26 protein-coding genes, 4 tRNA genes and 1 pseudogene are annotated in these 22,589 nt (G+C 67.9%); 17 read left to right on the forward strand and 14 right to left on the reverse strand.

What is annotated here, in order from left to right:
- Together BXA11_RS25560 and BXA11_RS25565 are read right to left on the reverse strand one after the other, a co-directional pair.
- A partial coding sequence (locus BXA11_RS25560) for a GAF domain-containing protein (RefSeq protein ID WP_208865577.1) occupies positions 1-404 on the reverse strand: 404 nt, incomplete at its 3' end.
- A 51-nt stretch (positions 405-455) separates the two neighbouring features.
- A complete protein-coding gene (locus tag BXA11_RS25565) occupies positions 456-896 on the reverse strand; it encodes an STAS domain-containing protein (RefSeq protein ID WP_076438565.1) in 441 nt (146 codons plus the stop codon).
- A gap of 603 nt (positions 897-1,499) precedes the next feature.
- Here BXA11_RS25565 and BXA11_RS25570 point away from each other — a divergent pair.
- The 4 genes and pseudogenes from BXA11_RS25570 to BXA11_RS25585 form a co-directional block, all read left to right on the forward strand.
- Positions 1,500-2,501 (forward strand): acyl-CoA desaturase, encoded by a 1,002-nt coding sequence (locus BXA11_RS25570; protein WP_076438567.1) that lies wholly within the window; start codon positions 1,500-1,502, stop codon positions 2,499-2,501.
- A 159-nt stretch (positions 2,502-2,660) separates the two neighbouring features.
- Positions 2,661-3,596 (forward strand): LysR family transcriptional regulator, encoded by a 936-nt coding sequence (locus BXA11_RS25575; protein ID WP_076438569.1) that lies wholly within the window; start codon positions 2,661-2,663, stop codon positions 3,594-3,596.
- A gap of 403 nt (positions 3,597-3,999) precedes the next feature.
- The gene (locus BXA11_RS25580) at positions 4,000-4,251 is read left to right on the forward strand and encodes a hypothetical protein (protein ID WP_030512071.1); all 252 of its coding nucleotides are present in this window, start codon (positions 4,000-4,002) and stop codon (positions 4,249-4,251) included.
- Between the two features lie 37 nt (positions 4,252-4,288).
- Positions 4,289-4,507 (forward strand): annotated as a pseudogene (locus tag BXA11_RS25585) (transposase family protein); the annotation flags it as partial.
- Positions 4,508-4,727: 220 nt separating this feature from the next.
- Here the strand turns inward: BXA11_RS25585 and BXA11_RS25590 are convergent.
- Complete coding sequence (locus tag BXA11_RS25590; RefSeq protein WP_076438571.1) at positions 4,728-5,021, reverse strand: hypothetical protein; 294 nt, start codon at positions 5,019-5,021, stop codon at positions 4,728-4,730.
- A gap of 531 nt (positions 5,022-5,552) precedes the next feature.
- Between BXA11_RS25590 and BXA11_RS25595 the strand changes: the two genes are divergently transcribed.
- Together BXA11_RS25595 and BXA11_RS25600 are read left to right on the forward strand one after the other, a co-directional pair.
- Positions 5,553-6,035 (forward strand): HIT family protein, encoded by a 483-nt coding sequence (locus tag BXA11_RS25595; protein ID WP_076438775.1) that lies wholly within the window; start codon positions 5,553-5,555, stop codon positions 6,033-6,035.
- A 101-nt stretch (positions 6,036-6,136) separates the two neighbouring features.
- Complete coding sequence (locus tag BXA11_RS25600) at positions 6,137-6,577, forward strand: tyrosine-type recombinase/integrase (RefSeq protein ID WP_076438573.1); 441 nt, start codon at positions 6,137-6,139, stop codon at positions 6,575-6,577.
- Between the two features lie 88 nt (positions 6,578-6,665).
- Here BXA11_RS25600 and BXA11_RS25605 read toward each other — a convergent pair.
- Both BXA11_RS25605 and BXA11_RS25610 read right to left on the reverse strand, forming a co-directional pair.
- Positions 6,666-6,737: transfer RNA gene (locus BXA11_RS25605), tRNA-Lys, on the reverse strand.
- 128 nt (positions 6,738-6,865) lie between these two features.
- On the reverse strand, positions 6,866-8,023 hold the full coding sequence (locus BXA11_RS25610) for an acyl-CoA dehydrogenase family protein (RefSeq protein ID WP_076438575.1): 1,158 nt from the start codon (positions 8,021-8,023) through the stop codon (positions 6,866-6,868).
- A gap of 85 nt (positions 8,024-8,108) precedes the next feature.
- Here BXA11_RS25610 and BXA11_RS25615 point away from each other — a divergent pair, with 85 nt between their 5' ends.
- A complete protein-coding gene (locus BXA11_RS25615; RefSeq protein ID WP_051762736.1) occupies positions 8,109-8,540 on the forward strand; it encodes a PspC domain-containing protein in 432 nt (143 codons plus the stop codon).
- Position 8,541: 1 nt separating this feature from the next.
- Here BXA11_RS25615 and BXA11_RS25620 read toward each other — a convergent pair whose 3' ends face one another.
- The 4 genes from BXA11_RS25620 to BXA11_RS25635 form a co-directional block, all read right to left on the reverse strand.
- A complete protein-coding gene (locus BXA11_RS25620) occupies positions 8,542-9,834 on the reverse strand; it encodes an MFS transporter (RefSeq protein WP_076438577.1) in 1,293 nt (430 codons plus the stop codon).
- Between the two features lie 197 nt (positions 9,835-10,031).
- Positions 10,032-10,373: a metallopeptidase family protein gene (locus BXA11_RS25625; RefSeq protein WP_076438579.1), complete on the reverse strand. Its 342-nt coding sequence runs from the start codon at positions 10,371-10,373 to the stop codon at positions 10,032-10,034.
- A 12-nt stretch (positions 10,374-10,385) separates the two neighbouring features.
- A complete protein-coding gene (locus BXA11_RS25630; protein WP_076438581.1) occupies positions 10,386-11,216 on the reverse strand; it encodes an ABC transporter permease in 831 nt (276 codons plus the stop codon).
- Complete coding sequence (locus tag BXA11_RS25635; protein ID WP_076438583.1) at positions 11,213-12,160, reverse strand: ATP-binding cassette domain-containing protein; 948 nt, start codon at positions 12,158-12,160, stop codon at positions 11,213-11,215. The genes BXA11_RS25630 and BXA11_RS25635 overlap by 4 nt, the downstream gene beginning before the upstream one ends.
- A gap of 68 nt (positions 12,161-12,228) precedes the next feature.
- Here BXA11_RS25635 and BXA11_RS25640 point away from each other — a divergent pair, with 68 nt between their 5' ends.
- The 5 genes from BXA11_RS25640 (at position 12,229) to BXA11_RS25660 (ending at position 14,910) form a co-directional block, all read left to right on the forward strand.
- Positions 12,229-12,864 (forward strand): TetR/AcrR family transcriptional regulator C-terminal domain-containing protein, encoded by a 636-nt coding sequence (locus tag BXA11_RS25640; protein ID WP_159454841.1) that lies wholly within the window; start codon positions 12,229-12,231, stop codon positions 12,862-12,864.
- A gap of 117 nt (positions 12,865-12,981) precedes the next feature.
- Positions 12,982-14,556, forward strand: a complete 1,575-nt coding sequence (locus BXA11_RS25645; RefSeq protein WP_239105035.1) for a metallophosphoesterase family protein — start codon at positions 12,982-12,984, stop codon at positions 14,554-14,556.
- Positions 14,557-14,629, forward strand: a tRNA-Glu gene (locus tag BXA11_RS25650).
- 109 nt (positions 14,630-14,738) lie between these two features.
- A tRNA-Asp gene (locus BXA11_RS25655) sits at positions 14,739-14,813 on the forward strand.
- Between the two features lie 20 nt (positions 14,814-14,833).
- A tRNA-Phe gene (locus tag BXA11_RS25660) sits at positions 14,834-14,910 on the forward strand.
- A 310-nt stretch (positions 14,911-15,220) separates the two neighbouring features.
- Here the strand turns inward: BXA11_RS25660 and BXA11_RS25665 are convergent.
- A complete protein-coding gene (locus tag BXA11_RS25665) occupies positions 15,221-15,481 on the reverse strand; it encodes a site-specific integrase (RefSeq protein ID WP_076438591.1) in 261 nt (86 codons plus the stop codon).
- 163 nt (positions 15,482-15,644) lie between these two features.
- A complete protein-coding gene (locus BXA11_RS45790; RefSeq protein ID WP_083744577.1) occupies positions 15,645-16,475 on the reverse strand; it encodes an ADP-ribosylglycohydrolase family protein in 831 nt (276 codons plus the stop codon).
- 588 nt (positions 16,476-17,063) lie between these two features.
- On the opposite strand from BXA11_RS45790, the gene BXA11_RS25675 reads away from it, so the two are divergent.
- The 4 genes from BXA11_RS25675 to BXA11_RS25690 all read left to right on the forward strand — a co-directional run bounded on the left by BXA11_RS25675 (position 17,064) and on the right by BXA11_RS25690 (position 19,316).
- Positions 17,064-17,615 carry an RNA polymerase sigma factor gene (locus tag BXA11_RS25675; RefSeq protein ID WP_204053720.1) on the forward strand — a complete coding sequence of 184 codons (552 nt, stop codon included), beginning with the start codon at positions 17,064-17,066 and terminating at the stop codon, positions 17,613-17,615.
- The gene (locus tag BXA11_RS25680) at positions 17,612-18,202 is read left to right on the forward strand and encodes a hypothetical protein (protein WP_076438594.1); all 591 of its coding nucleotides are present in this window, start codon (positions 17,612-17,614) and stop codon (positions 18,200-18,202) included. The genes BXA11_RS25675 and BXA11_RS25680 overlap by 4 nt, the downstream gene beginning before the upstream one ends.
- A 470-nt stretch (positions 18,203-18,672) precedes the next feature.
- A complete protein-coding gene (locus BXA11_RS25685) occupies positions 18,673-18,924 on the forward strand; it encodes a type II toxin-antitoxin system Phd/YefM family antitoxin (protein ID WP_239105034.1) in 252 nt (83 codons plus the stop codon).
- Complete coding sequence (locus BXA11_RS25690) at positions 18,909-19,316, forward strand: PIN domain-containing protein (RefSeq protein WP_076438599.1); 408 nt, start codon at positions 18,909-18,911, stop codon at positions 19,314-19,316. Before BXA11_RS25685 ends, BXA11_RS25690 begins: the two co-directional genes overlap by 16 nt.
- Before the next feature lie 545 nt (positions 19,317-19,861).
- Here BXA11_RS25690 and BXA11_RS25695 read toward each other — a convergent pair.
- Positions 19,862-20,179, reverse strand: a complete 318-nt coding sequence (locus BXA11_RS25695) for a tyrosine-type recombinase/integrase (protein ID WP_275409714.1) — start codon at positions 20,177-20,179, stop codon at positions 19,862-19,864.
- Positions 20,180-20,208: 29 nt separating this feature from the next.
- Here BXA11_RS25695 and BXA11_RS25700 point away from each other — a divergent pair, with 29 nt between their 5' ends.
- Positions 20,209-20,754 carry a TetR/AcrR family transcriptional regulator gene (locus BXA11_RS25700; RefSeq protein WP_076438601.1) on the forward strand — a complete coding sequence of 182 codons (546 nt, stop codon included), beginning with the start codon at positions 20,209-20,211 and terminating at the stop codon, positions 20,752-20,754.
- Positions 20,755-20,794: 40 nt separating this feature from the next.
- On the opposite strand, the gene BXA11_RS25705 is transcribed toward BXA11_RS25700, so the two are convergent.
- Together BXA11_RS25705 and BXA11_RS25710 are read right to left on the reverse strand one after the other, a co-directional pair.
- On the reverse strand, positions 20,795-22,108 hold the full coding sequence (locus tag BXA11_RS25705; RefSeq protein WP_076438603.1) for a lipase/acyltransferase domain-containing protein: 1,314 nt from the start codon (positions 22,106-22,108) through the stop codon (positions 20,795-20,797).
- A 77-nt stretch (positions 22,109-22,185) separates the two neighbouring features.
- Positions 22,186-22,587 carry a carboxymuconolactone decarboxylase family protein gene (locus BXA11_RS25710; RefSeq protein ID WP_076438604.1) on the reverse strand — a complete coding sequence of 134 codons (402 nt, stop codon included), beginning with the start codon at positions 22,585-22,587 and terminating at the stop codon, positions 22,186-22,188.
- Positions 22,588-22,589 lie beyond the last annotated feature (2 nt).

The raw sequence follows: 22,589 nt of genomic DNA on the forward strand, positions 1-22,589 counted from the left end.
AGCAGGGTGAGTGCGCCGATGACCCTGTCGTGGTGGCGCATCGGCAGTGCCTGGACCGCGACGAAGCCGGTGAGCTGCGCCGCTGCGGCGAAGCGGGGCCAGCGCCCTCCCTCGGCGACCAGATCGGCACTCGTCACCGGCTCGCCCGTGCGGTAGCAGTCCAGGCCGGGGCCGTCCACGTCGTGGAGGGCGAGGAGTTTCAACATGCGGGCCTGCTCCGTGGAGGCCGCCATCGGGCGCAGCCGCCCTTGCCGATCGGCCAGCAGCAGCCCGGCCGCATCGACGTCCAGCAGTCGCACGCAGCGCATGGTGAGCTGATGTAACAGGTCGACGACGTCGAAGTCTCCGACCAGGGTGTCCGTCAACTCGACGAACGCGTCGGTCAGTTGGCGTTCCCGCGTCACGACTGCCTCCCATAAGGGACCTCTAGTGACGTTGTCCTCATAGAGGTTCATTTACCTAACTGCACCGAGGTCATGCCGGTGGCCTGGTGCGTCTGATGGACCATCGCCCAGTCTCAGGCGGGGTGCGTCGCTCCAGCCGGTGAGGTCGAGCAGACGCCGCACGTGTGGAGATACGGAGCACAACGTCAGAACGTGGGCGTCCTCGAGCCGCGCGGCAGCCATGACCAGGGCGCGCAGGCCGCCGATGTCGACGAACACCAGACCGCTCAGATCAACGACTGGGCTGCCGCCGTCCGCCAGAGAGGCCAGTGCTTCGGTCAGGGCGGGCAGGGTGGCGCGGTCGAGATCACCATCGATTCTCAGTCCTGGCGGATCGAGGGATGGACTTATCCGGAGGCGGCCGTTGGAAGCCGTGATGGGACCGCTGACCGGCTTGCCGATGCGTTCGCTGACGGTGGGGTCCGGTGCGCCTGCTATGCCAGTGGTGTTCATGCCGACTCCTTCGGCCACGGCGAGAAGGGCGGCCACTCCGCTGAGTAGGTGGGGTGCAACCTGTCGAACCGGCACTCCGATGGGCGGAAAGGCGGGCCACGGCTCGCGTCGATCGGCCGATGGCCACGGCCGAGTGCGTGATCGGTCGGCACGACAATCTCCGTCGCCTGAGAACACATGGCTATGGATGCCGGAGCCGGTCACGAGGCCTCGGTAGCTCTACTACACGCCTGGAGGGGGACCCGAAACACTTCGAGTCAATGTCATACGCGGGCGAACGGATAGACGCGTTGTGAGCAATGCTCATCGTCTGCGCAGATCATAGATCCAACTGCCCAGGAGCCCGTTGAAGGCAGTCTCGACCGGCGTCTCCCGCGGGCTATCTCAGCCGGAGATGACTCTTGCTCTGATTGGACGTTTCCGCCGTCCCGCCGGCCACGTTGACTGGACGCAGGTCGGCTGGCGTACCTCGCGTCACGGCCTCCCGAGTGCCGGCCGTGTACGAGGCCGGCCATCCGGTGGGCGCCGAGTTGGATTCGGAGACGCCCTGGCGATGGTGTCACGTGCACGGACGAGCCCTGCGAAGCTAGAGGAAAGAGGTTCATGACTACATCCGGACAGATCCTGAAACATCGGGAGGACTACGACGGCACGTCACCGTTTCCTGGGGCCGCCGAGCAGGTTCCGGCGGGCAGAGCACAGATAGGCCTGACCACGATCATCGTGGTGCTGCCGTTCGTCGCCCTGGTGCTCGGGCTCTGGCTGGCGTGGGGGCGTGGAGTGGCGCCCACCGACCTGGTGCTGGCCGGGGCACTGTACGTTGTGACAGGGTTCGGGGTGACCGTTGGATTCCACCGGCTGCTGACCCATGGGTCCTTCACCGCCCGCCCGTGGCTTCGGGTCGCCTTGGCGGTCGCCGCGTCGATGAGCTTCCAGGGCAACGTCATCGACTGGGTGACGGTCCACCGACGCCATCACGCCTTCACCGATCGTCCCGGCGATCCGCATTCTCCTTACCGGTACGGCACCAGCCTGTACGGCCAGCTCCGTGGGCTTGCCCACGCGCATCTGGGCTGGTTGTTCGCCGACGATCCCACGCCGGCCTCCCGCTACGCGCCCGACCTGCTCGCCGATCCGGCGATGGTGAGAGTCGCGCGTGCGTTTCCCGCCCTGTGCGCCTTGTCGCTGGGGCTGCCGTTCCTGGCCGGCTGGGCGATCAGCGGCAGCCTGTACGGCGGGCTGACCGCGTTCCTGTGGGCCGGGCTTGTTCGCATCGCCCTCCTGCAGCACGTCACCTGGAGCGTCAACTCCCTCTGCCACGTGGTCGGCAGCAGGCCTTTCGCCACTCGCCGTCATGACCGCTCGACCAACTTGTGGCCGCTGGCGGTGCTGTCGTTCGGGGAGAGCTGGCACAACGGCCACCACAGTGAGCCCACCTGTGCAGTGCACGGCCTGGACCGGCGCCAGATCGACCCTGCCGCCGGGCTGATCCGGCTCTTCGAGCGTCTGGGCTGGGTCACCGACGTGCGCTGGCCCGATCCCGGCCGTATCGAGCGCCGCCGCACAGGCCTGGCCGAGGAAGCCCGCACATCCGCCGGACCCTGAGGGCAGCGCCGTAGCGGCACGGAACCCCTGGTCAGCGGTGGCCGTGGTGGTCGTCCTCGAGTCGATCTTCCGGTTCGCGCCGGGGCGGCCGCCTGCGCGAGGACCTAAGGTGGAAGAACGCGGGTCCGCGTCGACGCCGCAGGCCGGAGGGGATGGCCTATGGAGCTACGTCAGCTCCGCTACTTCGTGACCCTGGCCGAGGAGCTGCACTTCGGCCGGGCGGCGCTTCGCGAGCACATCGTGCAGTCCGCGCTGAGCCAACAGGTGCAACGTCTCGAACGCGAACTAGGTGTGCGGTTGCTGAATCGCAGCACCCACCACGTCGAACTGACCCCGGCCGGCACCGCCTTCCTCATCGAGGCCCGGCAGATCCTCGACCATGTCAGCAGGGCGGCGTACGCGGCCAGGAACGCCGTCGGTTCTCCGCCCACACTCCGGGCGGGCATCGTCGACGCGGGCTACGACTCCATGCCCCAGATCCTGCGAGCCGTACAGCAGCGCCATCCGGAGCTGACAATTCACCAGGTCGAGGCGAGCACCCCCACGCAGTACCGCAAACTGGCCGACGGGCGCCTGGAGATCGGGATCGGCCTCTCCTCCCACCTCCCCCCCGACGTGGCCTCCGAACTCATTCGGCTCGATCCGCTGGGCGTGCTGGTTCCTGATACCCACCGCTTCGCTGCGCTGGACGGGGTGCCCGTCGCATCCCTGGCCGAGGAACTCCTCCTGCTCGGCGAGGAGGCCCAAACGCCGGAGTCCAACCAATTTGTCCGCGAACTGTGCCGCTCAGCCGGCTTCGAGCCCACCGTCTACAAGGGAACCGTCGAGAGTAACCACGCAGCTGAAGATCTCGTCCTCCAGCACCGCTGCGTGCTCTGCGTCCCCTCCTCCGCCCGCACATCCAACCGTTCAGGCACCGTCTGGCGGCCACTGATCGAACCAAACCACCACTACCCTTGGTCGCTCCTGTGGCGCTCAGGCGACCCGTCCCCATACGTCAACGCCGTCATCGACACCGCCCGGCAAGTTGCCCGCCGGCTCGACTGGCTCGGAACCGCGCGCTCGCTGAGCCTGGATCCACGGGCTGGTGTCTGAAGTGCATGCGTGGATAACGGAAGTGGGATGGTCTCAGGCCGCAGCCAAGATCCAGGGGATGCGGACGCACGCATAAGGATCACAGACAGAGCCTTCCGAGGGAGCGGCAACCACCGAAGACCCAGGCCACGAACGGCCATCCGTACGGATGTGTACCCGGTGCCCGCGTCCGGCAGCCGCAGGCCGGGGCCATGATGGGCACAGGAAGCGATCCAGGACCGGTAACGGACTGGTAGAAGGCGGGTCCCGGTGCCCGAACCTGCGACGGCACGGCTCCAGAAGCCTCGGCGGCGGCGACGCGGATTCCCGCCGTAGACATCACCGCTGAGATCCGGCTACCCCCGAGGATCGCGGGGGATACCGATGTGGACCGGGCCACCGTCCCTGATGCGAGGAGAATCGTATGGCCACGGACGCCCCCTCGGGGCTGCTCTACTTACTCAGCGTTGGCAAGGAAAAGGAACTGATTCTCCGCATGCAGGGCACGATGCCCACAGCCGAGAAACTCGTCAGTTGGATGGAGCAGGGCACTGTGGTGTCCCTCCAAATTTCCCACGAGGGAGAGCCGGGCCCATTCACCTACGTGGTCAACTTCAGGCATGTGGTGGCGGCTCGGCTCGCCCCGTACACCACGACACGGATCAGCAGCTTCTGAGCCATTGCGAAGGGCCCTGCTCGGCCACGAACGCGGCTCTGGCAAGCACAAGCGCCACGGGATGAACGTCCAGTTCCTCGCCGATTCCGCCGGCCGCCTGGTCTGGGCCTCTCCTGCCCTTCCCAGCGCGATGCACGACCTGACCGCCACCCGGACGGTCGGCCTCATCGATGCGTTGACCAGCAACAACGTGATGACCTTCGCCGACAAGGGCTATCACTCGTTGAGCCCTTTTCATCGTGAGTATCTCAACCAAACGAGATCAACTGCTCCCGCGAGACCCATCTGGCCGAGAAATCCCAGTTCAGATTGGGTGTGGAGTGGTGGGGCGCCAGGGACTCGAACCCTGAACCGACGGATTAAAAGCTCGGCCGATCACGGTTCCGAACAGTTCAATGCAGGTCAGGGCTCCTACCTGATCCGCTCTGAACCGTCCTGGATCACCTTGAACTGCAACCAGAAATGCAACTCGGCGACTAGAGCGCTCTCAATGCCTCTGCTAGATCGTCACCGTATGAGGCCCAACAAGAGACGGCCCCCGAGTCGTCGATCTGTCCCATGAGGTACTCGCCATCGCGGGCGTCACGGGCCAGACACAGGCCTCCGACCTGAATGATCAGGGAGACGGGGACTTCCTCTTTATCACCCGGACGGGCGTCGATGAACACTGGCCTATCAAGTGGCAATAATTCGGCGGAATCGGTAACGGCCACCTCGGCGACACGCGCCAAGGTCCACCCTTCGGGAAGCTGTCCAACATCATTACTCATCGGACGATGGTAGTCCGGCAGTGACAGGAAGCTATAGACCGCCGGGCCCGCGTCAATCCCCGCGCTGTCAGCTTGGGAATCGCATGGATCATGCCTCGCAGGGCGGCTGACCTGGGCGTCGGGCGGGCCATGAGTGACCGTGGTTGACCCCTCGTCACCCTGGTTAATGGCACGCTAATGGCACGGCGATCAGCCCGTGACCTGGTCTTTCCCCGCGCGGCGCGCACGCCCTGCCTGCCTGATCATCCCGTCGCCGTCGACCCGCCCGAAGAGGAAGCGGGCCCTGGTCCGCTCGGCTTGTCCCGGGTCGATGGCGGCGGGATGATCAGGCCCCTACCTCAGCCATCTACGGCCTTCGGCAATGCGCGGCTGATCATCCTGGAGCCGGAGCGCCCCCGCCGGAGGCAGAAAGGGAGGGGCCGCTTCCGGCCTAGCCTTTTGAGCAGACCGGACCTGCGATGGACAGTCCTGTGACCTGCTTACCGGCGAAAGCAATCGTCATACGCGCTGCATTGCACCACCATGCTGTACATGGGAGATCTTAAGAGCCCGAGCTGCATCTTCTGCGCCATCCTCCACGGTGAGGCTGAGGCGAGTATCCCCTACGCAGACGATCGCGTAGTGGTGATCATGGATCTTGGGGCGATCACGCCTGGCCATCTTCTTGTGATTCCCCGCATACATGCTGTTGGACTGGAGGACCTAGATGAGGAAACAAGCGCACATGTGTGGAGGATCGGCCACCGTATGGGGCGGGCTCTGCGGCGCTCAGGTCTTCGCTGCGAGGGTGTGAACATCTTCCTGGCGGACGGCGAAGCCGCTTTTCAGGAGGTCTTTCACTTCCATCTGCACGTGTTCCCTCGGTTTGTGGGGGATGCCTTCCGGATAGAGGCCAACTGGGGCACCAGGGATCGAAGCCTGCTCGATCGGGAAGCTGAAGCGGTGCATTCCGGCTTGGCAGCCTTGGGGTTCCCCGAAATGGAAACGGGCGGGAGGAGCGAGCCTCTCACCTGATCGTCCGCGTCAGCGGTTGCTGTTTTCGGATTGCTAAGGTATGCGGACGTTTGCAGCGGGCGGCCCGAGCCGCCGGCGGCCGTGACCGGCCCCCAGGCCGCATGCCCGGCCGCCGAGCGGGCGCAGGGCCGCGAGGCGGCAAGGGCAAGAGCAGGCGAGTGGTTCCGCTTCCTCCGCCGTTGATCCCACTCCTGAAGCTGCACCGTGAAGCCCAGGAGGCCGAGCGCGCGGCGGCGGGGGAGAGGTGGCAGGACTGGGATCTCGTCTGGTGCGAGCGTGACGGCAGCCCGATCGACTCTCGGCAGGACTGGGAGGAGTGGAAGGAACTGCTCCGCCTGGCGGAGGTCGAGAAGGACGCCAGGGTCCACGACGCCCGGCACACGGCGGCGACGCTGCTCCTGGAGCAGGGGATAGACATGCGGGTCGTTCAGGTGATCCTCGGGCACTCCCAGCTCACTACGACGAAGCGCTACACCCACGTCACGGAGAATCTGGCCGGCGACGCCATGGCGCGGATGGGCCGGGCGCTGTGGGACGACTGAACCGGCGAGTGCACAACTGCAACCAGAAATGCAACCGGGCAGGCTTCCGATCGATCACGATTCGGGAGTCTGCCCAGCTCATTGAGGGTGGGGCGCCAGGGACTCGAACCCTGAACCGACGGATTAAAAGTCCGCAGCTCTGCCATTGAGCTAGCACCCCTTGGTCGTGCCCCGCGGACCCCGGCCCGTGTCGCGCTGTGATCCGTGGAACACTCCCCATGATGCAGGGTACAGAGAGTACCGCGTCTTCGGCGACGCGATTGTCCCTGATCGCGGTGAACAGCGGCGTCAGCGGAAGGCGTCGAGGCCCGTGAGCGCCTTGCCCAGAGTGAGCAGGTGCACCTCCTGGGTGCCCTCGTACGTGAGCACGGACTCCAGGTTGTTCATGTGCCTGATGACCGGATACTCCAGCGTGACGCCGTTGGCCCCCAGCACCGTACGCGCCTCGCGGGCGATGTCGAGCGCGGCCCGGACGTTGGCCAGCTTGCCGAAGCTGACCTGGGTGGGCTTCAGCTTCCCGGCGTCCTTGAGACGGCCGAGGTGGAGGGCGGTGAGCCCGGCCTGGCCGAGCGCGACGGCCATCCAGGCCAGCTTCTCCTGCGTGAGCTGGAAGGCGCCGATCGGCTTGCCGAACTGCACGCGCGTGGTGGCGTAGTCCACGGCCGCCTCCAGGCAGGCCCGGCCGGCTCCGACCACGCCCCACAGGATGCCGTACCGCGCCTCGGTGAGGCACGACAGCGGGCCCTTCAGCCCGGTGACGCCCGGCAGCACCGCGGAAGCGGGCAGCCGTACGTCGTCGAAGTACAGAGAGGAGGTGACCGAGGCCCTCAGGGACAGCTTCCGGTGGATCTCAGGGGCGGAGAAGCCGGGGGTCGAGGTGGGGACGACGAACCCCCGGATGCCCTCGTCGGTCTGCGCCCACACCACGGCCACGTCGGCGATCGAGCCGTTGGTGATCCACATCTTGGCGCCGTTCAGGATCCAGTCGCCGGACGGGTCCTGCTTGGCGGTGGTGCGCATACCGGCGGGGTCGGACCCGTGGTCGGGCTCGGTCAGGCCGAAGCACCCGATGGCCTCCCCTGACGCCAGCCGGGGCAGCCACTCCTCCTTCTGCTCGTCCGAGCCGTACTTCCAGATGGGGAACATCGCCAGCGACCCCTGCACGGACACGAACGACCGCAGCCCCGAGTCGCCCGCCTCCAGCTCCCGGCAGGCCACGCCGTACGAGACGGCGTCGAGCCCGGCGCAGCCGTACCCCTCCAGGTGCATGCCGAGGAGGCCGAGCGAGCCCAGGGCCGGGGCGAGCTCGCGGGCGGGGAACGTGCCCTGCTCGAACCACTCGCCGACGTGGGGAAGGACCTTGCCGGAGACGAGTTCCCTTACGGAATCCCTGATCATGCGGTGCTCGGGGTCGAGTTGGTCGTCGAGCTCGAGAAGGTCGTCCATGGCGTCAGGGTATCCGGGCCTCCTCGGGGTAGGGCCAGGGGGAATCCCGATGTGCGTCCACCCCCCCGAAAGGCACTGTGGAGGTATGAACGAGATGAACTCCAACGGTTCGGTCAAGCAGCTCCACCGCACTCGGAACGGCAGGATCGTCGCCGGAGTGTGCTCGGGCGTCTCCGAGTACACCGGCATCGACGCCAACATCCTGCGCCTCGGGCTCGCCGTCGCGAGCTTCTTCGGCGGCCTCGGCGTCGGCGTCTACGCCGTCGCCTGGCTCCTCCTCCCCGAGGAGGGCAAGAACTCCTCCATCGTCCAGGACCTCATCGACAAGAACAAGGACGGCCGGGTCTGGCAGGACGCCAAGGCCAAGTGGGACAACGTCCAGCAGGGCTGGAACCAGGGCGGCCGCCCCACCGGCACCCCCTACCCCCCGCAGGCCCCGCAGGCCCCCGGCTACGAGCAGCACCCGTACGGCCGGCCCTCCGCCGGCGACTCCCAGAACCAGGGTCCGCAGGCCTGACTCAGGTAGCGGCGGCCCGGACCTTGGCGATGATCTCCCTGCGCGACTCGGTCCAGAGCATGGCGAGCATGGCCGCGGTGCACAGCCCGGCAACGCCCGCCAGCGTCACGACGGCCTCTGGGCCGAGTCGCTGCGCGGCGGCGCCTCCGATGAGGATGCCGACGCCTTGGGCGGCCAGCAGGCCCGACTGCACCAGCCCGAACGCCGCGGCCCGCCCCGAAGCGGGCACGCACTGGACGAAGGCCGCGTTGGCCGCGAGCTGGTAGGCCCCACCGATTCCGGACAGCACCCACAGGGCGAGCACGCCCTCCAGCGGTGGCCGGATCGCGCACAGCACGAGCGGCGCGCAGGTCAGCATGGCGAGCCATCCCATGCCCCGCAGCCGTCCCGAGGGCGTGACGAACCGCCCGAAGAAGAACGCGCCGATGACCGTGCCCGTCGGCATCGCCGCCATCAGCAGACCCGTGATCACCGGGACGGGCAGCCTCCCGTCGGCGAGCGCAGCGGCGTACGGCACCGCGATGCCCTCGGGGATCACGTAGAACCCGCACAGCCAGGCGAACAGAACGAGCGTGCGCAGCCGCCGTTCGCCGAACACCAGGCGCGCGCCGGACATCGTCATCCGCCATATGGACGGCCGGTCGCCGTCCTCCCGCAGGGGGGCCGGGCGGTGCCGCACCCCCGCGACGATCACCAGGGCCGATCCGAGGAACGTCGCACAGTCCAGCGCCAGCGCCCGATAGGGCCCGAGCACCGCGATCGCCGCGCCCCCGGCGGCGAATCCCAGCATCTGCACGGCCTGGTTGGTCACGTTCTGCAGGGCCGAGCCCACGACGTACCTGTCGCCTTCCAGCACCTCGGGGAGCAGCGCCGCGCGGGCGGCGGAGAACGGCGCGCCGAGCAGCACGACGAAGAAGACCAGCGCGCACAGCACCGGAAACGGTGTCGCGGGCAGGGCCATCACGGCGAGCATCAGGGCGCGCAGCATGTCGCACCAGAGCATGACCCGCCTGCGCGGGTACCGGTCGGCGAGCCCGGACAGCAGGGGCCCGCCGACGATGGGCGGCAGGTAGGTCAGGGCGTAGACGGCGGCCGTTGCCAGCGGCGAAGCGGTCCGGCTGTAGACCAGCACCGCGAGCGCCACCTGCGCGAGCTGGTCGCCGAGGAGCGACATGCCCTGTCCGAGCCACAGGGCCCGGAACTCGGGGATCGCGGCGACCTCCCGATAGGTGGCCCGCACCTCGGGGGGACGGCGGTGCCGGCCGGACAGCCTGCCGGGCTTGGTGGCCGCCATCTCACTCCGCAGAGGTCGCTCCGCCGGCCATGTCCGCCGGTGTCCGCCGCGGCGACTGGATCTTACAGCCCGTGGTCAACATGTCACTTACAGTGCCCGTCGGAAGCGACTTTTGCAACCCGCTGACAGTCCCGTTTCGCAGGCCGCGAACGGCGATCGCCGCCCTGACGAGGCAAAACGCCCGAGGAAAGGGGCCGTCACCAGCCGAGCTCGTGCAGCCGTTCGTCGTCGATGCCGAAGTGGTGGGCGATCTCGTGGACGACGGTGACGCGGACATCCTCGACCACGTCGTCCTCGGTCTCGCAGATCTCCAGCGTGGGGTTCCGGTAGATCTCGATGCGATCCGGGAGAACCCCCGAATACCAGTCGCCCCGCTCGGTCAGCGGAATGCCGGTGTAGAGCCCGAGCAGGCCGGGCTCGGGCGGGTCGTCCACCACCACGACGACGACGTTGTCCATGACCTTGGCCAGATCCGGGGGGATCGTGTCGAGCGCCTCGGCCACGAGCTCCTCGAACCTCTTCAGCGGGACGTCGATCACGGTCTCATCGTGTCATCGCGAGGCTGCCGTGCGGTAGCGCCGTACGGCGAGCGGTGCGAAGACCGCGATGATCAGCAGCGACCAGGACAGCGACGCCGTCACCGGATGCTGGAGAGGCCAGGAGGCGGCGGCCGAACCGGGGTTGCCGAACAGCTCCCGGGCGGCCGAGACGACGGCGCTCATCGGATTCCAGTCCGCGATCGCCCGCAGCCATCCGGGCAGCCTCTCAAGCGGCACGAACGCGTTGGCGAGGAACGTCATCGGGAACAGCCAGCCGAACGTGGCGGCGTCCGCCGACGCGCCGTTCCTCACGAACAGCCCGATGTACGTGCCCACCCAGATCATCGCGTACCCGAACAGGGCGAGCAGCGCGAAGCCGGCGAGCGTCTCCAGAGGGGTACCGTGCGGGCGCCATCCCGCGATCAGCAGGCCGCAGACGGCCATCATCGCGAGCGACAGCCAGTCCTTGGACAGGTCCGCGAGGCTCCGCCCGGCCAGCAGGGCCCCGCGCGCGATGGGCTGGACGCGGAAGCGGTCGATGATGCCGCGCGCCATGTCCTCGGCGACCGACGTGGCGGCGGCGACCGCGGACAGCGCCATGACCTGCATGAATATCCCGGGCATCAGGTAGTTCCGGTAGTCGCCCCCGCCGGGCAGGCTGATCGCGCTGCCGAAGACGTACCCGAACAGGATGGTCATGATGACCGGGGCGATCAGCTCGGCCGCGATCTGGCCCGGCTGGGCGCGCAGCTGGGAGAAACTGCGCCCCGCGATGACGTACGTGTCGCTCAGGGCCCAGCGCAGCCGTTGCCCCCTCGTCGCGGGGGGTTCCACCGTGATCATGCCGCCTCCTTCTCTCTGCCCGGCGCGTCCGTGAGCGCCAGGAAGACCTCGTCCAGCGTCGGGCGGCGCAGCCCCAGGTCCTCCACGCCGACCCCGGCGGCGCCGAGGGCCGCGGCGACCCTGACCAGGGAGGCGGCGCCGTCCGAGACGGGCACGACGAGCCGCCGTTCTGCGGTGTCGATCTCGGGCTCGCCGGCAAGCACGCCGCGCACCGCCGCGACGCCGGGAGCCAGGTCCGCGGTGTCGCGGAACGCGATGCTCACCCGGTCGCCGCCCACCTTCGCCTTCAGGGCGGACGGCGACCCGGCCGCGACCACCCGCCCGGCGTCCATGACGGCGATGCGGTCGGCCAGGTGGTCGGCCTCGTCGAGGTACTGCGTGGTGAGCAGGAGGGTCGTTCCCTCGGCGACGAGCGCGCGCAGCTCGTCCCACAGCGCGAGACGGCTGCGGGGGTCGAGGCCGGTGGTCGGCTCGTCCATGAACAGCACCGGCGGGGAGACGATCAGGCTGGCGGCCAGGTCGAGCCTGCGCCGCATGCCGCCCGAATACGTCCGCACCGGACGGTTCGCCGCCTCGGTCAGGCCGAACCGCTCCAGCAGCTCCTCGGCCCTGCGGCGGGCCGTACGGCGGGGCAGGTGATAGAGCCGGCCGAACAGCTCCAGGTTGCGGCGTCCGGTCAGCAGCTCGTCCAGTGCCGCGTGCTGGCCGGCGAGGCCGATGCGGTAGCGGAGCCGTTCGGAGTCCCCGGCCACGTCGCAGCCGGCCACCCGGGCCGAGCCGCCGTCGGGGCGCAGCAGCGTCGTGAGGACGCGCACCATCGTCGTCTTGCCGGCGCCGTTGGGCCCGAGCAGGCCGCACACGGAGCCGCGCGGCACGTCGAGGTCGACGCCCCGCAGCGCCTCGGTCGTGCCGAAACGCTTGCGTACTCCTTCCGCATGGATCACGGCATCTCCTTAACGCGGTTAAATTTAACAACGTTAAGGATGCATTGAACACCGTTAAGCTGTCAACCGTGGCACTCGAACGCGACACGATCGTCAGGACCGCCATCCGGCTCCTGGACGAGGTGGGGCTAGAGAAGCTGACCCTGCGCAGGCTTGCGACCGAGCTGGGCGTGCAGGCCCCAGCCCTCTATTGGCACTTCAGGAACAAACAGGAACTCCTCGACGAGATGGCCGAGGCGATCTCCGTGCAGGAGCCGTTGCGGCCGCTCGGCGAGGGGGAGTCGTGGGAGGAGTGGCTGGCGGAGTGGTGCAGGGGCCAGCGCCGCGCCTTCAAGTCGCACCGCGACACGGCGCGCCTCGCCGCCGGCACCCACCCCGGAACGGCCACGCTGCAGACCGTCGAGACCATCCTGGAGTCGCTGCAGCGCGCGGGATTCCCCCGTACGGACGCGATGTGGGGTCTCGGCACGCTCGCGAGCTTCCTCGGCGGATTCGTCCTGGAGGAGCAGTCCGACCAGGAGCGGGGAACGAGCGACCCGGCTCTGTTCGAGGAGGCGCTGGAGAGCCTCGCGCCGTACCCGAACGTGCGCGCGGTCATGGCCGAGACCAAGGGCCCGCAGACGGATGCGTCCTTCGAGCATGGCATTGCGCTGATTTTGTCCGGAATGCGGGCGCGTCTGGAGGCCCAGCCCGACGGTAGGTAACCGGAAGACCGTGGCCCGGTAACCAAAGAGGGCGCATCTTCGGGTAGTCAGGAAGGGATGGAGAACTCGTGGTTGAGGGCGTTCGCCCATAAGACGGCCGGCAGCAGGCTCGCCCGTGTGTCCGTCCGCGTGCTCGCGGTCGTGCTCGCGGCGGTGGTCGGCGGATGGCTCGGCATGGCGTTCGGCGCCAAAGTGGACACACCGGTCGGGCCTGCCGACATCGGGATGTCCCTGGCCCCGTCATGGAGCGGGGAGACCGTCATCGACGTACGGCCCCTCGGGACGCTCAGCTTCAACAGCCACAACGGCCCGCTGCGCCTCGACCTGACGATCGAGGCGGTCCACCCGGAGGTCGCGGAGGAGATTCTCAAGAATCCCCGGTGGGCCGACCGGTTGCCGACGACCATCGAGGCCGATGTCATCTCCGGTCTGCGGAGCCTCGTCCTGCGCGCGGTGCTGTTCGCCGTCGCCGCCGGGTTCATCACCGGCCTGGTGGCCTTCCGGCGGCTGTCGCGGGCGGTCTGGACCGCGGCGGGCTCGCTGGCGATGGTCGTCGTTCTCGGCGGCGTCTCCGCGCTGACGTTCAACCCCCGCTCGATCGCCGAGCCCCGGTACACCGGGCTGCTCACGGGTGTGCCGTCCCTGGTCGGCAGCGCCCAGTCGATCGTGACCAAGTTCTCCGAATATCGCGGCCAGCTCGCCAAGCTGGTGACCAACGTCTCCCAGCTGTACGAGGCGGGGTCGAACCTGCCGATCTTCGACCCCGATCCGGGCACCATCCGCGTGCTGCACGTCTCCGACCTGCACATCAACCCGCTGGGCTGGAACATGATCAAGTCGCTGAAGGACCAGTTCAAGGTCGACCTCATCGTCGACACCGGCGACATCAGCGACCACGGGACCAAGGCCGAGAACGAGTTCGTCAAGGAGATCGGCTCGCTCGGCGTGCCGTACGTCTTCGTGCGCGGCAACCACGACTCCATGACGACCCAGCGGGCGGTCGAGAAGCAGAAGAACGCCATCGTGCTGGACGGCGCCGCGGCCACGGTCAAGGGGCTGAACATCTACGGCATCGGCGACCCGAGGTTCACCCCGGACAAGTCCGTGCAGGCGGCGGGCGACGAGAGCAAGAGCCTTCTCGACCTCGGCCGGGCCAACGCGGCCAAGCTGGCGCCGCGCGAGTGGCCCCGGTCCGCCTCCACCTCGGCCCCGGACAGGATCGCCGCCGACATCGTGGCCGTCCACGATCCGACCGTGGGGCGCGGCCTGTCCGGGTATGTGCCGCTCGTGTTGAGCGGGCACGTCCACGCGCGGTCCACCGAGCTGCTGCCCTCCGGCACCCGGTTGATGATCCAGGGCTCCACCGGAGGCGCCGGCCTGCGCGGCCTGGAACACGACGAGCCGACCCCGCTGACCGCCTCGGTGCTCTACTTCGGCAAGAGCAGCCACCGCCTGGAGGCCTGGGACGACATCACCGTCGGCGGCCTCGGCGAGCAGTGGATCCAGTGTGAGCGTCATATCGAGCCGGACCCTGGTCGTACAATTTCTCCCGAGTCGCCGCAGGCGCCGCCGTCGCCGACGGCAACCGGCAGCGGCTCGCCGTCGCCGGCCGCTTTGGCATCAGGGGCAAACGTCCCCTATGCTTCAGAGGTCTCCGACGGAAGGCGTCACGGAACAGGGCGAAAGCCTTGAGCCCCCATCGTCTAGCGGCCTAGGACACCGCCCTTTCAAGGCGGCGGCACGGGTTCGAATCCCGTTGGGGGCACGTGGAGCGCGTCGGGCGCGCCGGATGACGGAAGGTCGAAGACCTACCGGAAGCTGGTAAGCTAGGCGAGCCGAACAACACGGGGAAGCGAAAGCCCCCCGGACATAAAGGTCCTGTAGAGCAGTTTGGAGTGCTCGCCACCCTGTCAAGGTGGAGGTCGCGGGTTCAAGTCCCGTCAGGACCGCGTACGGCGGCAGCCGCCGAGGTCAGGTAGCTCAGTTGGTACGAGCGTCCGCCTGAAAAGCGGAAGGTCGGCAGTTCGACCCTGCCCCTGACCACCACTCTTGAACAGCCCAAAAGCCCCGAGCCGATCATGGCCGGGGCGTTTTTGATTCCCAGTGACAGCAACGCTGACAGCAACGTCACCAATCGCCGTAGTGCCAGTACATCTCCCGGGCGATCTCGTCGCGCGTTTCGAAGTAGTCGGTGAGCCCTACATCCGAGCCAGTGAAGTAGTTGGCTACGCCTTCCATCGCGAGGTGGAAGGCCCGCAGGTCGATGCAGTGGACGTTGTCGAGGGTGGGAGAACCCTGCGTTGTGATGGGTAGCGAGCTTCCTGCGCTGTTGGGTCAAGCGCATGGAGCTGCAGGATCAGCCGCTCAACGTGACGAGTCGTTGCTTGATCGCCTTCCGGTTGTCCGGCTCCATCGGCGTGCCGCGCAGGGAGGGGAAGACGAGGCCGTGATCCTCCCAGTCCGGCCAGCGGTCGGAGCGCTCGGCGAACTGCCGGCGCCGGTGCTCGCGCAGCGCCTCAACGCAGATCGGCGGTAGCAGGACCGTACGGGCCGAGTCTTCCGTTTTGGGCCGGACGAACTGGAGACGGCCCGCGACTCGCTGGAGGGTCTGGACCACTTCGAGCTTCGCTCCGACGAGGTCGACGTCCTCCCACCGGAGCCCGAGCAGCTCCCCGCGCCGCAGGCCGAAGCAGAGCGCCAGGACGTAGAGCGCGTAGAGAGCCGATGTTCGGCGGCGGCCTTGAGCGTCGCCCGCGCCTGGGGCACAGTGAGGCCGCGGTTCACCTTGTACTTCGGGACGGGCACCTTGACGAGCTTGGCCGCGTTACGCGGGATGATCTCTTCCCGTACGGCGCATTCCAGCGCGTTCCGCAGTACGGCATGCACCGACTGAACCATGCGCGTGGACAGGCGAGATTCGCAGCACTTGCCGCCCTTGGCTGCGCAGCACTTCGGAACCTCGCGCGAGGCGTCCCAGCCATTCCGAAAGCACTGGCACTCCGCGCGAATACGGGGCCGGGTTGGACAGCGGCGAGGATCTGTGGGAGCTCGTCCAAGGGGTTCGCCCCGTCCATGGCGACACTTATCAGGTCGTGAAAGATCGCGGTGCCTTCCCATGCCGCCGGATCGCCGTGGGCGAGGGCGGCGATATGCCGGGCGGCATCCATGGTGACCTGCTGGCCGTCGCGGGCGAAGTACACCGCCGATGGGTTGGCCCGCATCAGTGCGCCGTTGCCGGCGGCTCGGTGGCTGCTTCGGTAGTGGGCGGTGGCGGCTTGGTCCCAGGGCAGTCCGCGGGTCAGTACGTCTTCGGTCTGTAGTCCGATGTCTTTGGGGTCATCGGCCGCCCACCGCTGGAAGCGGGCGAAGATGTCCGGTAGGTCTAGGCCGCCGTGCTCCAGCAGTGACTCGGCTACATGTATGGCCATCTGAGTATCGTCAGTGGCTTCCCCGGCATCCCAGCCGCCGCCTCCGCTCATTTCGCCGCCAGCACCCGGTACCGGGAAGCGGGAGGAGAACGCGCCCGCCGGCCCGAACTCGAATGGCGCACCCAGCGCGTCGCCTACAGCAGAGCCGACGACCGCACCAACGGCACGCTGCCTAAGGTTCACTACGGCAGGCTATCGAGCTGATCGAAGGAGAGAGCAGGGGCGGGATCCGGCGGGGATCTCCAGCCCCGAGGTGATCAACGAGCTCAGGGCGAGGTCCGTAAGCGGCTGGGGTGGAAGGCTGATCACCTCGCACGCCATCGACCCGGGCAAGCCCAGCAGACCGGTACCGGAGACTCCGCATCAAGCCCGGCTGTGACCGTTGGCGTCCAATGGCCGAGGAACCGCCGGCCAGGTGAACGTACACGCGAAGCCGAGCTTGACGCTCCATCACCGGCCCGCTGCCGCTTCGCGGCGGGTCGACAGCGTACGAGGTGGTGCGACAGGAGGTCGCACGCGGTGAGTGAACTCGCAGACTGGGGGAGGCTGCCGCAGCTGATCAGGCGTTTGAACCGTGGGGCGGATGTTCTCGGGTTCTTCGACGCGGTGCCCAGGTCCAAAGACTTTCACCAGCCAGGAGTGCGTAGGGGCGCCAGCGTCGACGAAATCGGGCAAAGGGCGCGGCTTCTCCCAATTTTCTGACGATCTGGGCGTAACCCAGCCATCGCAAGTCACCAAGTAGGGATGTAATCGACGAAGGGAGCCGGGCCGGTGCGTCGCCAGCAGGCAAAGATCGCTCCAGATTTCGCGGCTTTCGAAGCCTTCTACCGGCGGCACGTTGACGCGGTCACTCGTTTTCTCGCCCGCCGCGTGGACGATCCGCACACTGTTGCCGACTTGGTGGCCGAGGTGTTCATGGCGGTGCTCGATTCCGCACATACGTATCGGCCGAAGCTGGGTAGCGAGGTGGCCTGGTTGTACGGCGTGGCACGTAACACGCTGTCTGCCGAGCGGCGGCGGGCGTTCAGGGAGTCGCAGCTGACGGCACGCGCGAGCGGCCGACGGCAGTTGAACGAGGACGACATAGCGCGATTGGAGGAACGCATCGACGCCGCCCGGCACTCCAGGCAGGCCCTCCAGGCCATGGCCGGACTGCCCGACGGGGAACGGGCCATGCTCGAGTTGGTCGTCATCGACCAACTCAGTGTTACCGAAGCGGCGGCAGTTCTCGGGATCCAGCCGGGGGCCGCCAAGGTGCGGCTGCACCGAGCTCGGCGGGCGCTCAAGGCACTCCCCTTCTCGATGGAAGGAATCAGTGGATGAACTTCGAGGAGCAGATACTCATGGAACTCAAGGCCGAGTACGGTGCCCGGGTCGAGCGACGCCGACGCACCCGCCGCCTCATGATGGTCACGGCGGCCGCCGGGCTGGCCGCGGTGGCCGCGATCGCCGTTCCGCTACTTACCGGTTCCGAATCGGCCGCTTACGCCATCTCCAAGAACGACGACGGCACGATCCGGGTGGAGCTGCACGAGTTTCGGGACGCCGACAAGTTGGAGCAGGACCTCAAAGACCTGGGTGTCAACGCCGATATCACCTACCTCAATTCGAGGCAGATCTGTGCGCGGGACAGGGGCCAGAACGTCGATTCTCCCATCGGTAAGACTCCCGAGGAGTGGGAAAAGACCGCTGTCCGCAATGTGGCCCGGCCGAACGGCCGTGGCATGGACATCGATCCGAGGCACATCAGTAGCGGGCAGACGCTGGTGATGGAAGTGAGCGAGGAGGGGGACAGCGTGACGCTGGGCACACGTCTCATCGTCGGCGAGGTGCGCCCGTGCAACCCCATGGATGACCCGACCTGGGAGGAACGCAAGGCCGAGGAAAACCGGCAGCCCGCCGAAAACTGAGCCGCGGTGATCAGCGCCGCCCCCCCGTTCAGACCGCCGCCGAGGCCACGACCGGCCGCCGGCTGTGGATGCCGCAACGGCTGACCATGAGGGGATGCGCCAGGTAAGAGCCGATGCCCTTGGCGCTTCTCACGTCGTTCGTGGCTCTACAGCATTGAAGTGCAAATTCGCCCATCGCTGACCGTTTCCGACGTGACAGCAGCGGTGACAGCAACGTCGGGCACCAGAGGCTTCCCCCGGGCACCGTCGACCACCGTCTGACTTGGGCTTGCCGTGCGTGATCAGGGTGGTTGTGCGGCCTGAAAAGCGGAAGGTCGGCAGTTCACCTGCCCCTGACCACCAGCGCTGAACAGCCGAACTCCCCGAGGCGAAGATCGCTCCGGGGAGTTTTCGTGTCCGTTGACGGCAACAAACGCGGCGGACGGTCATCCAGATGAGGCTGGATCAGATAATCTGATTTCATGAAGGTGATGACTGCCACCGAAGCGTCTCGCAGCTTCGCGACCGTCCTCGACGAGGCCGAGCGCGGGGAGACGATCGTGGTGACCCGTGGCGGGAAGCAAATCGCCGTGATCGGCCCCGCGCCCACCGCGCCAGGGCGTATGGTCAAGGCGTTTCTGGCCAGAAGCGCGGGGAGACTGGACGCGGACTTCGAGGCTGATGTCGCGGCGGCCCGTGAGGCGGTCGACGATGAGATGAGGGGCACGTGGCCCGACGCCTGATCCTGGACACGGGCGTGCTCATCGCCGCCGAGCGAGGCAAGGCATCCGTGGACGCCGTGATCGAGGACGCCGATGACGTGGCCATTGCGGCGATCACTGTGGCCGAACTGCTCGTCGGCGTGGAGATGGCCGATGCAGCCCGACGACCGAATCGGCAGGCCTTCGTGGACGAAGTCCTGGCGTTGATTCCCGTCGAGGAGTACACAACGGACGTCGCCAGAGTCCATGCTCGTCTCATGGCGCATGTCCGACGAGAAGGTAAATCTCGGGGAGCGTACGATCTGCTGATCGCAGCGACGGCCGCGGCCACTGCGAGAACAGTGATCACAATGGACGCCTCGGCCGCCTTCGATGATCTTCCAGGCGTCCGTGCGCGGGTGGTTCCTCGCTGAGTGACGACGGCAACCCTGACGGCAACGTCGGCCACCAAGACCACACCTAGGGCACTCTTGGCCACCCGTCGGCACCTGGTCGAGGCGGCCCATCAGCCTGATCGCCACACCTGAAAAGCGGAAGGTCGGCAGTTCGACCCTGCCCCTGACCACCAGTTTCGAACAGCCAAGATGCCCCGTAGCGAAGATCGCTCCGGGGCGTTTTTGTTGTTCTGACGACAACGCTGACGACAGTAGTCAGGGCGGTCAGGTTGCAAGGGCTGGAGAATCCATGCTGTGAGCCGGACTGACAACACGATGCCGCTGCGCATACAAGAGCAGGACGGCCGTCGTTACAGGCATGACGTGGGCGGGTCCTACAAGGGCATCGGCGGAGACACGAGCATCGCTGAACGGAAGGCTCGGCAACGCGTTCGGTTGACCCTGCTACGGGTCGAGGAACCGGAGCCTACGAGGCATCGCCACAGCGAGAAGTGGCTTTATTAGGGAACGTGGAAAAGCGCTTCAGGACCTCCTGGAGCGCTTCACCGTGTGGAGTGGTCGCGTCAGCTCAGTGCTTCGCCTAGCTTGCCGAGGGCCCTGCGCTTCTCGTCGAGGGAGGCGTGCGCGTAGATCGTCATGGTGACCTCGATGTCGGAATGTCCGACGATCTCTCGAACGATGTGAGGCGGTATGCCCATGTCGAGCAGGAGGCTCACACAGGTGTGACGAAGGTCGTGGAGACGGACCGAGCCCAGTCCAGCCGCTTTCCGGATCTCGCTCCAGCTACGTCGTAGGTTGGCCGGCTCCATGGGTGTGCCGCGGCGTGAGGGGAAGACGAGCCCGTGATCCTCCCAGTCCGGGAAACGATCGGACCGTTCTATGAGGGCGCGGGCGGCGGCCGGCCGCCGAGGTGCGCGCGCGGATCCTCGCGGCGACGGGGGCGCTGCTGCTCGACGAGGGCATGGCGGGCGTCACGATCGAACGGGTCGCCGAGCTGTCCGGGGCGAGCAAGACGACGGTCTACAAGTGGTGGCCGTCGAAGGGCGCCCTGGCCCTCGACGGATACTTCCACGCGGTCGAGTCGGCGCTGGCCTTCCCCGACGGCGGCGACGTCGAGGTCGACCTCGTCGCCCAGCTCCGCTCGCTCGCCCGGCTCCTCACCGGCACGCCGGCCGGCCGGGTCATCGCCGGGATCATCGGCCAGGCGCAGACCGATCCCGACCTCGCCGACGTGCTGCTCCGCCATTACTCGGGCCCGCGGCGAGATCTGGCCGTCGAGGTGCTGAGGCAGGCCCAGGAATGCGGTCAGCTGCGCCCCGACCTCGATCTCGACGTGACCGTCGACCAGCTCTGGGGCCCCTTCTACCACCGGCTGCTGCTGTTCCCGAACATGCCGATCACCGAGGAGTACGCGACGGCCCTGGTCCGCAACCTCCTGGCGGGCATACGGACGTGACGCTCCCCGGCGCCTCGCCGGGGAACGGCCGGACCGGCCGTCAGCCGGTGTAGTCGTCGAACGTGATGGAGATCCGGTGCCGGTCGGACGGCAGCGCGGGCACCGTCAGCACGTCGCGCTCGCCGCCCCCGCCGCGCGGCGTGGCGACCACGCTGATCGGCCGGCGGCCCGCGGGCAGGAAGACGTCCATGCCGCTGAGGAACGGCTGGGCGAAGAACTGTGGGATGGGCGCGCCGAGGTCGGTGACGCGGTCGACGCCGGCGTCGTAGGCGAACAGCCCGATCGCCCGCTTGCTGCGCGGCGTGTTGGCGGGGTTGAGCAGTTCGGTCCCGTTGACCTTGAGCGAGTCGCCGGCCACGCCCTGGTCGCCCCACCACTCCTTCTGCCGGCTGATGACCAGGTTGGCGTGATGAGGGCCCGACTCCATCAACGCCGCCGCGCCCTCCCCGGGCGGGCTCGTCAGCAGTCGCACCAGCGCATCCGAGCGCCGGAAGGGCTGGAAGTACAGGTGGTGCACCGAGGTGGGCCACACGACGGCGAACTCGTAGTGCGCGTCACCCCGCGCCTTGAACGGGCCCCACGAGCCGTCCGGGCCGATCCGGAACACCGCGGCGGGCCTGCGCGTCAGGCGCTCGCCGTCACGCGGGTCGACCCGGTAGATCTCGACCCGCGTGCCGTCGGCCCCGGCGTTGCTCGGGAACAGCACCGCGCGCCCGGACAGCCGGATGTTGCCGCGCTCCTCCTGGACGTCGGTCGTGCGGGGCCGCCGCCGGGTGAAGAACTCGAAGAACTTCGCGAACGTCTCCTCCGACGACACGACCTGCGTGTGCGACTGGTCGGGGAACCTGACGTTCACGGCACCGCCGACCTGCCGGTCCGGCGAGCCCTCGCCCCACACCGCGAGCGTGGGCACCCCGCCGGGCTGGTCGGCCGAGCTGGAGCCGTCGAGGTTGACGTAGTGGGCGACCTTCGCCGCCCGTTGCGGGCTGCTGCGGAGGTACTCCTGCATGAGGCCGGTCCCCAGCGAGTGGGCCAGCAGATCGACCTTGTCGGCCCTGGACGCGGCCAGCAGCCGGTCGATCCGCGCGTCCAGGCCCGCGTACACCTGCTCGCGCGTGTTGATCTGGAACAGGGAGTCGTAGTCGTGGGACTCGATCAGGCCGATGGGGTAGCCGTTGCCGGTCAGCCGCCTGGCCTGCGTCTCGAACTGGGCGCCCGACCCGCTGAAACCGTGCACGAAGATCACGGGCCGGTACTTGTGCGTCCCCGCCCACGAGGCGGGCGCCCACAGGACGCAGGCCGCCACGACCGCCGACAACGCCGCCAGCCAGGCGACGACCCCGCGTATCCTCATCCGGAGCTCCTCCAGCCGAAGAGAACATTCTTCTGGTCCCTGTCGGCGTCGATCATGAGGCCGCCCCGTCAACGGGCTTACGCTTGGTGAACCTCCTGGAAGACCTCCCGGGCGACGCGGTAACCGTCGAAGGCCCGGGCCGCGCCGGCGTACGCCTCGATGTGCACGAACGCCTCCACGATCTCCTCCGGGGTGACGCCGTTGTTGAGCGCGATGCGCAGCTGCCCGCGCAGCGGTTCGAGCGTGCCCAGGGTCGCGGCGATCGTCACGGAGACGAGGGCGCGGGTGCGGGTGTCGAGGACGTCGGTGCGCGGCCACGCGTCGCCGAAGGTGTGCCGGGTGGCCAGGCGCATGAAGTCGGCGGCGTTGGCCGGCTCGCCCGGGCCGGGTTCCAGGAACGGCTCCAGCCTCCTGCCGAGCAGGTGCGCGGCGGTGTCGAGCGCGGCCTCGTAGCCGGGTTCCCGCTGGGTGTCGGTCATGT

This window comes from Microbispora rosea, from assembly GCF_900156315.1.
In the GTDB taxonomy this organism is placed as follows: Bacteria; Actinomycetota; Actinomycetes; order Streptosporangiales; family Streptosporangiaceae; genus Microbispora; species Microbispora rosea.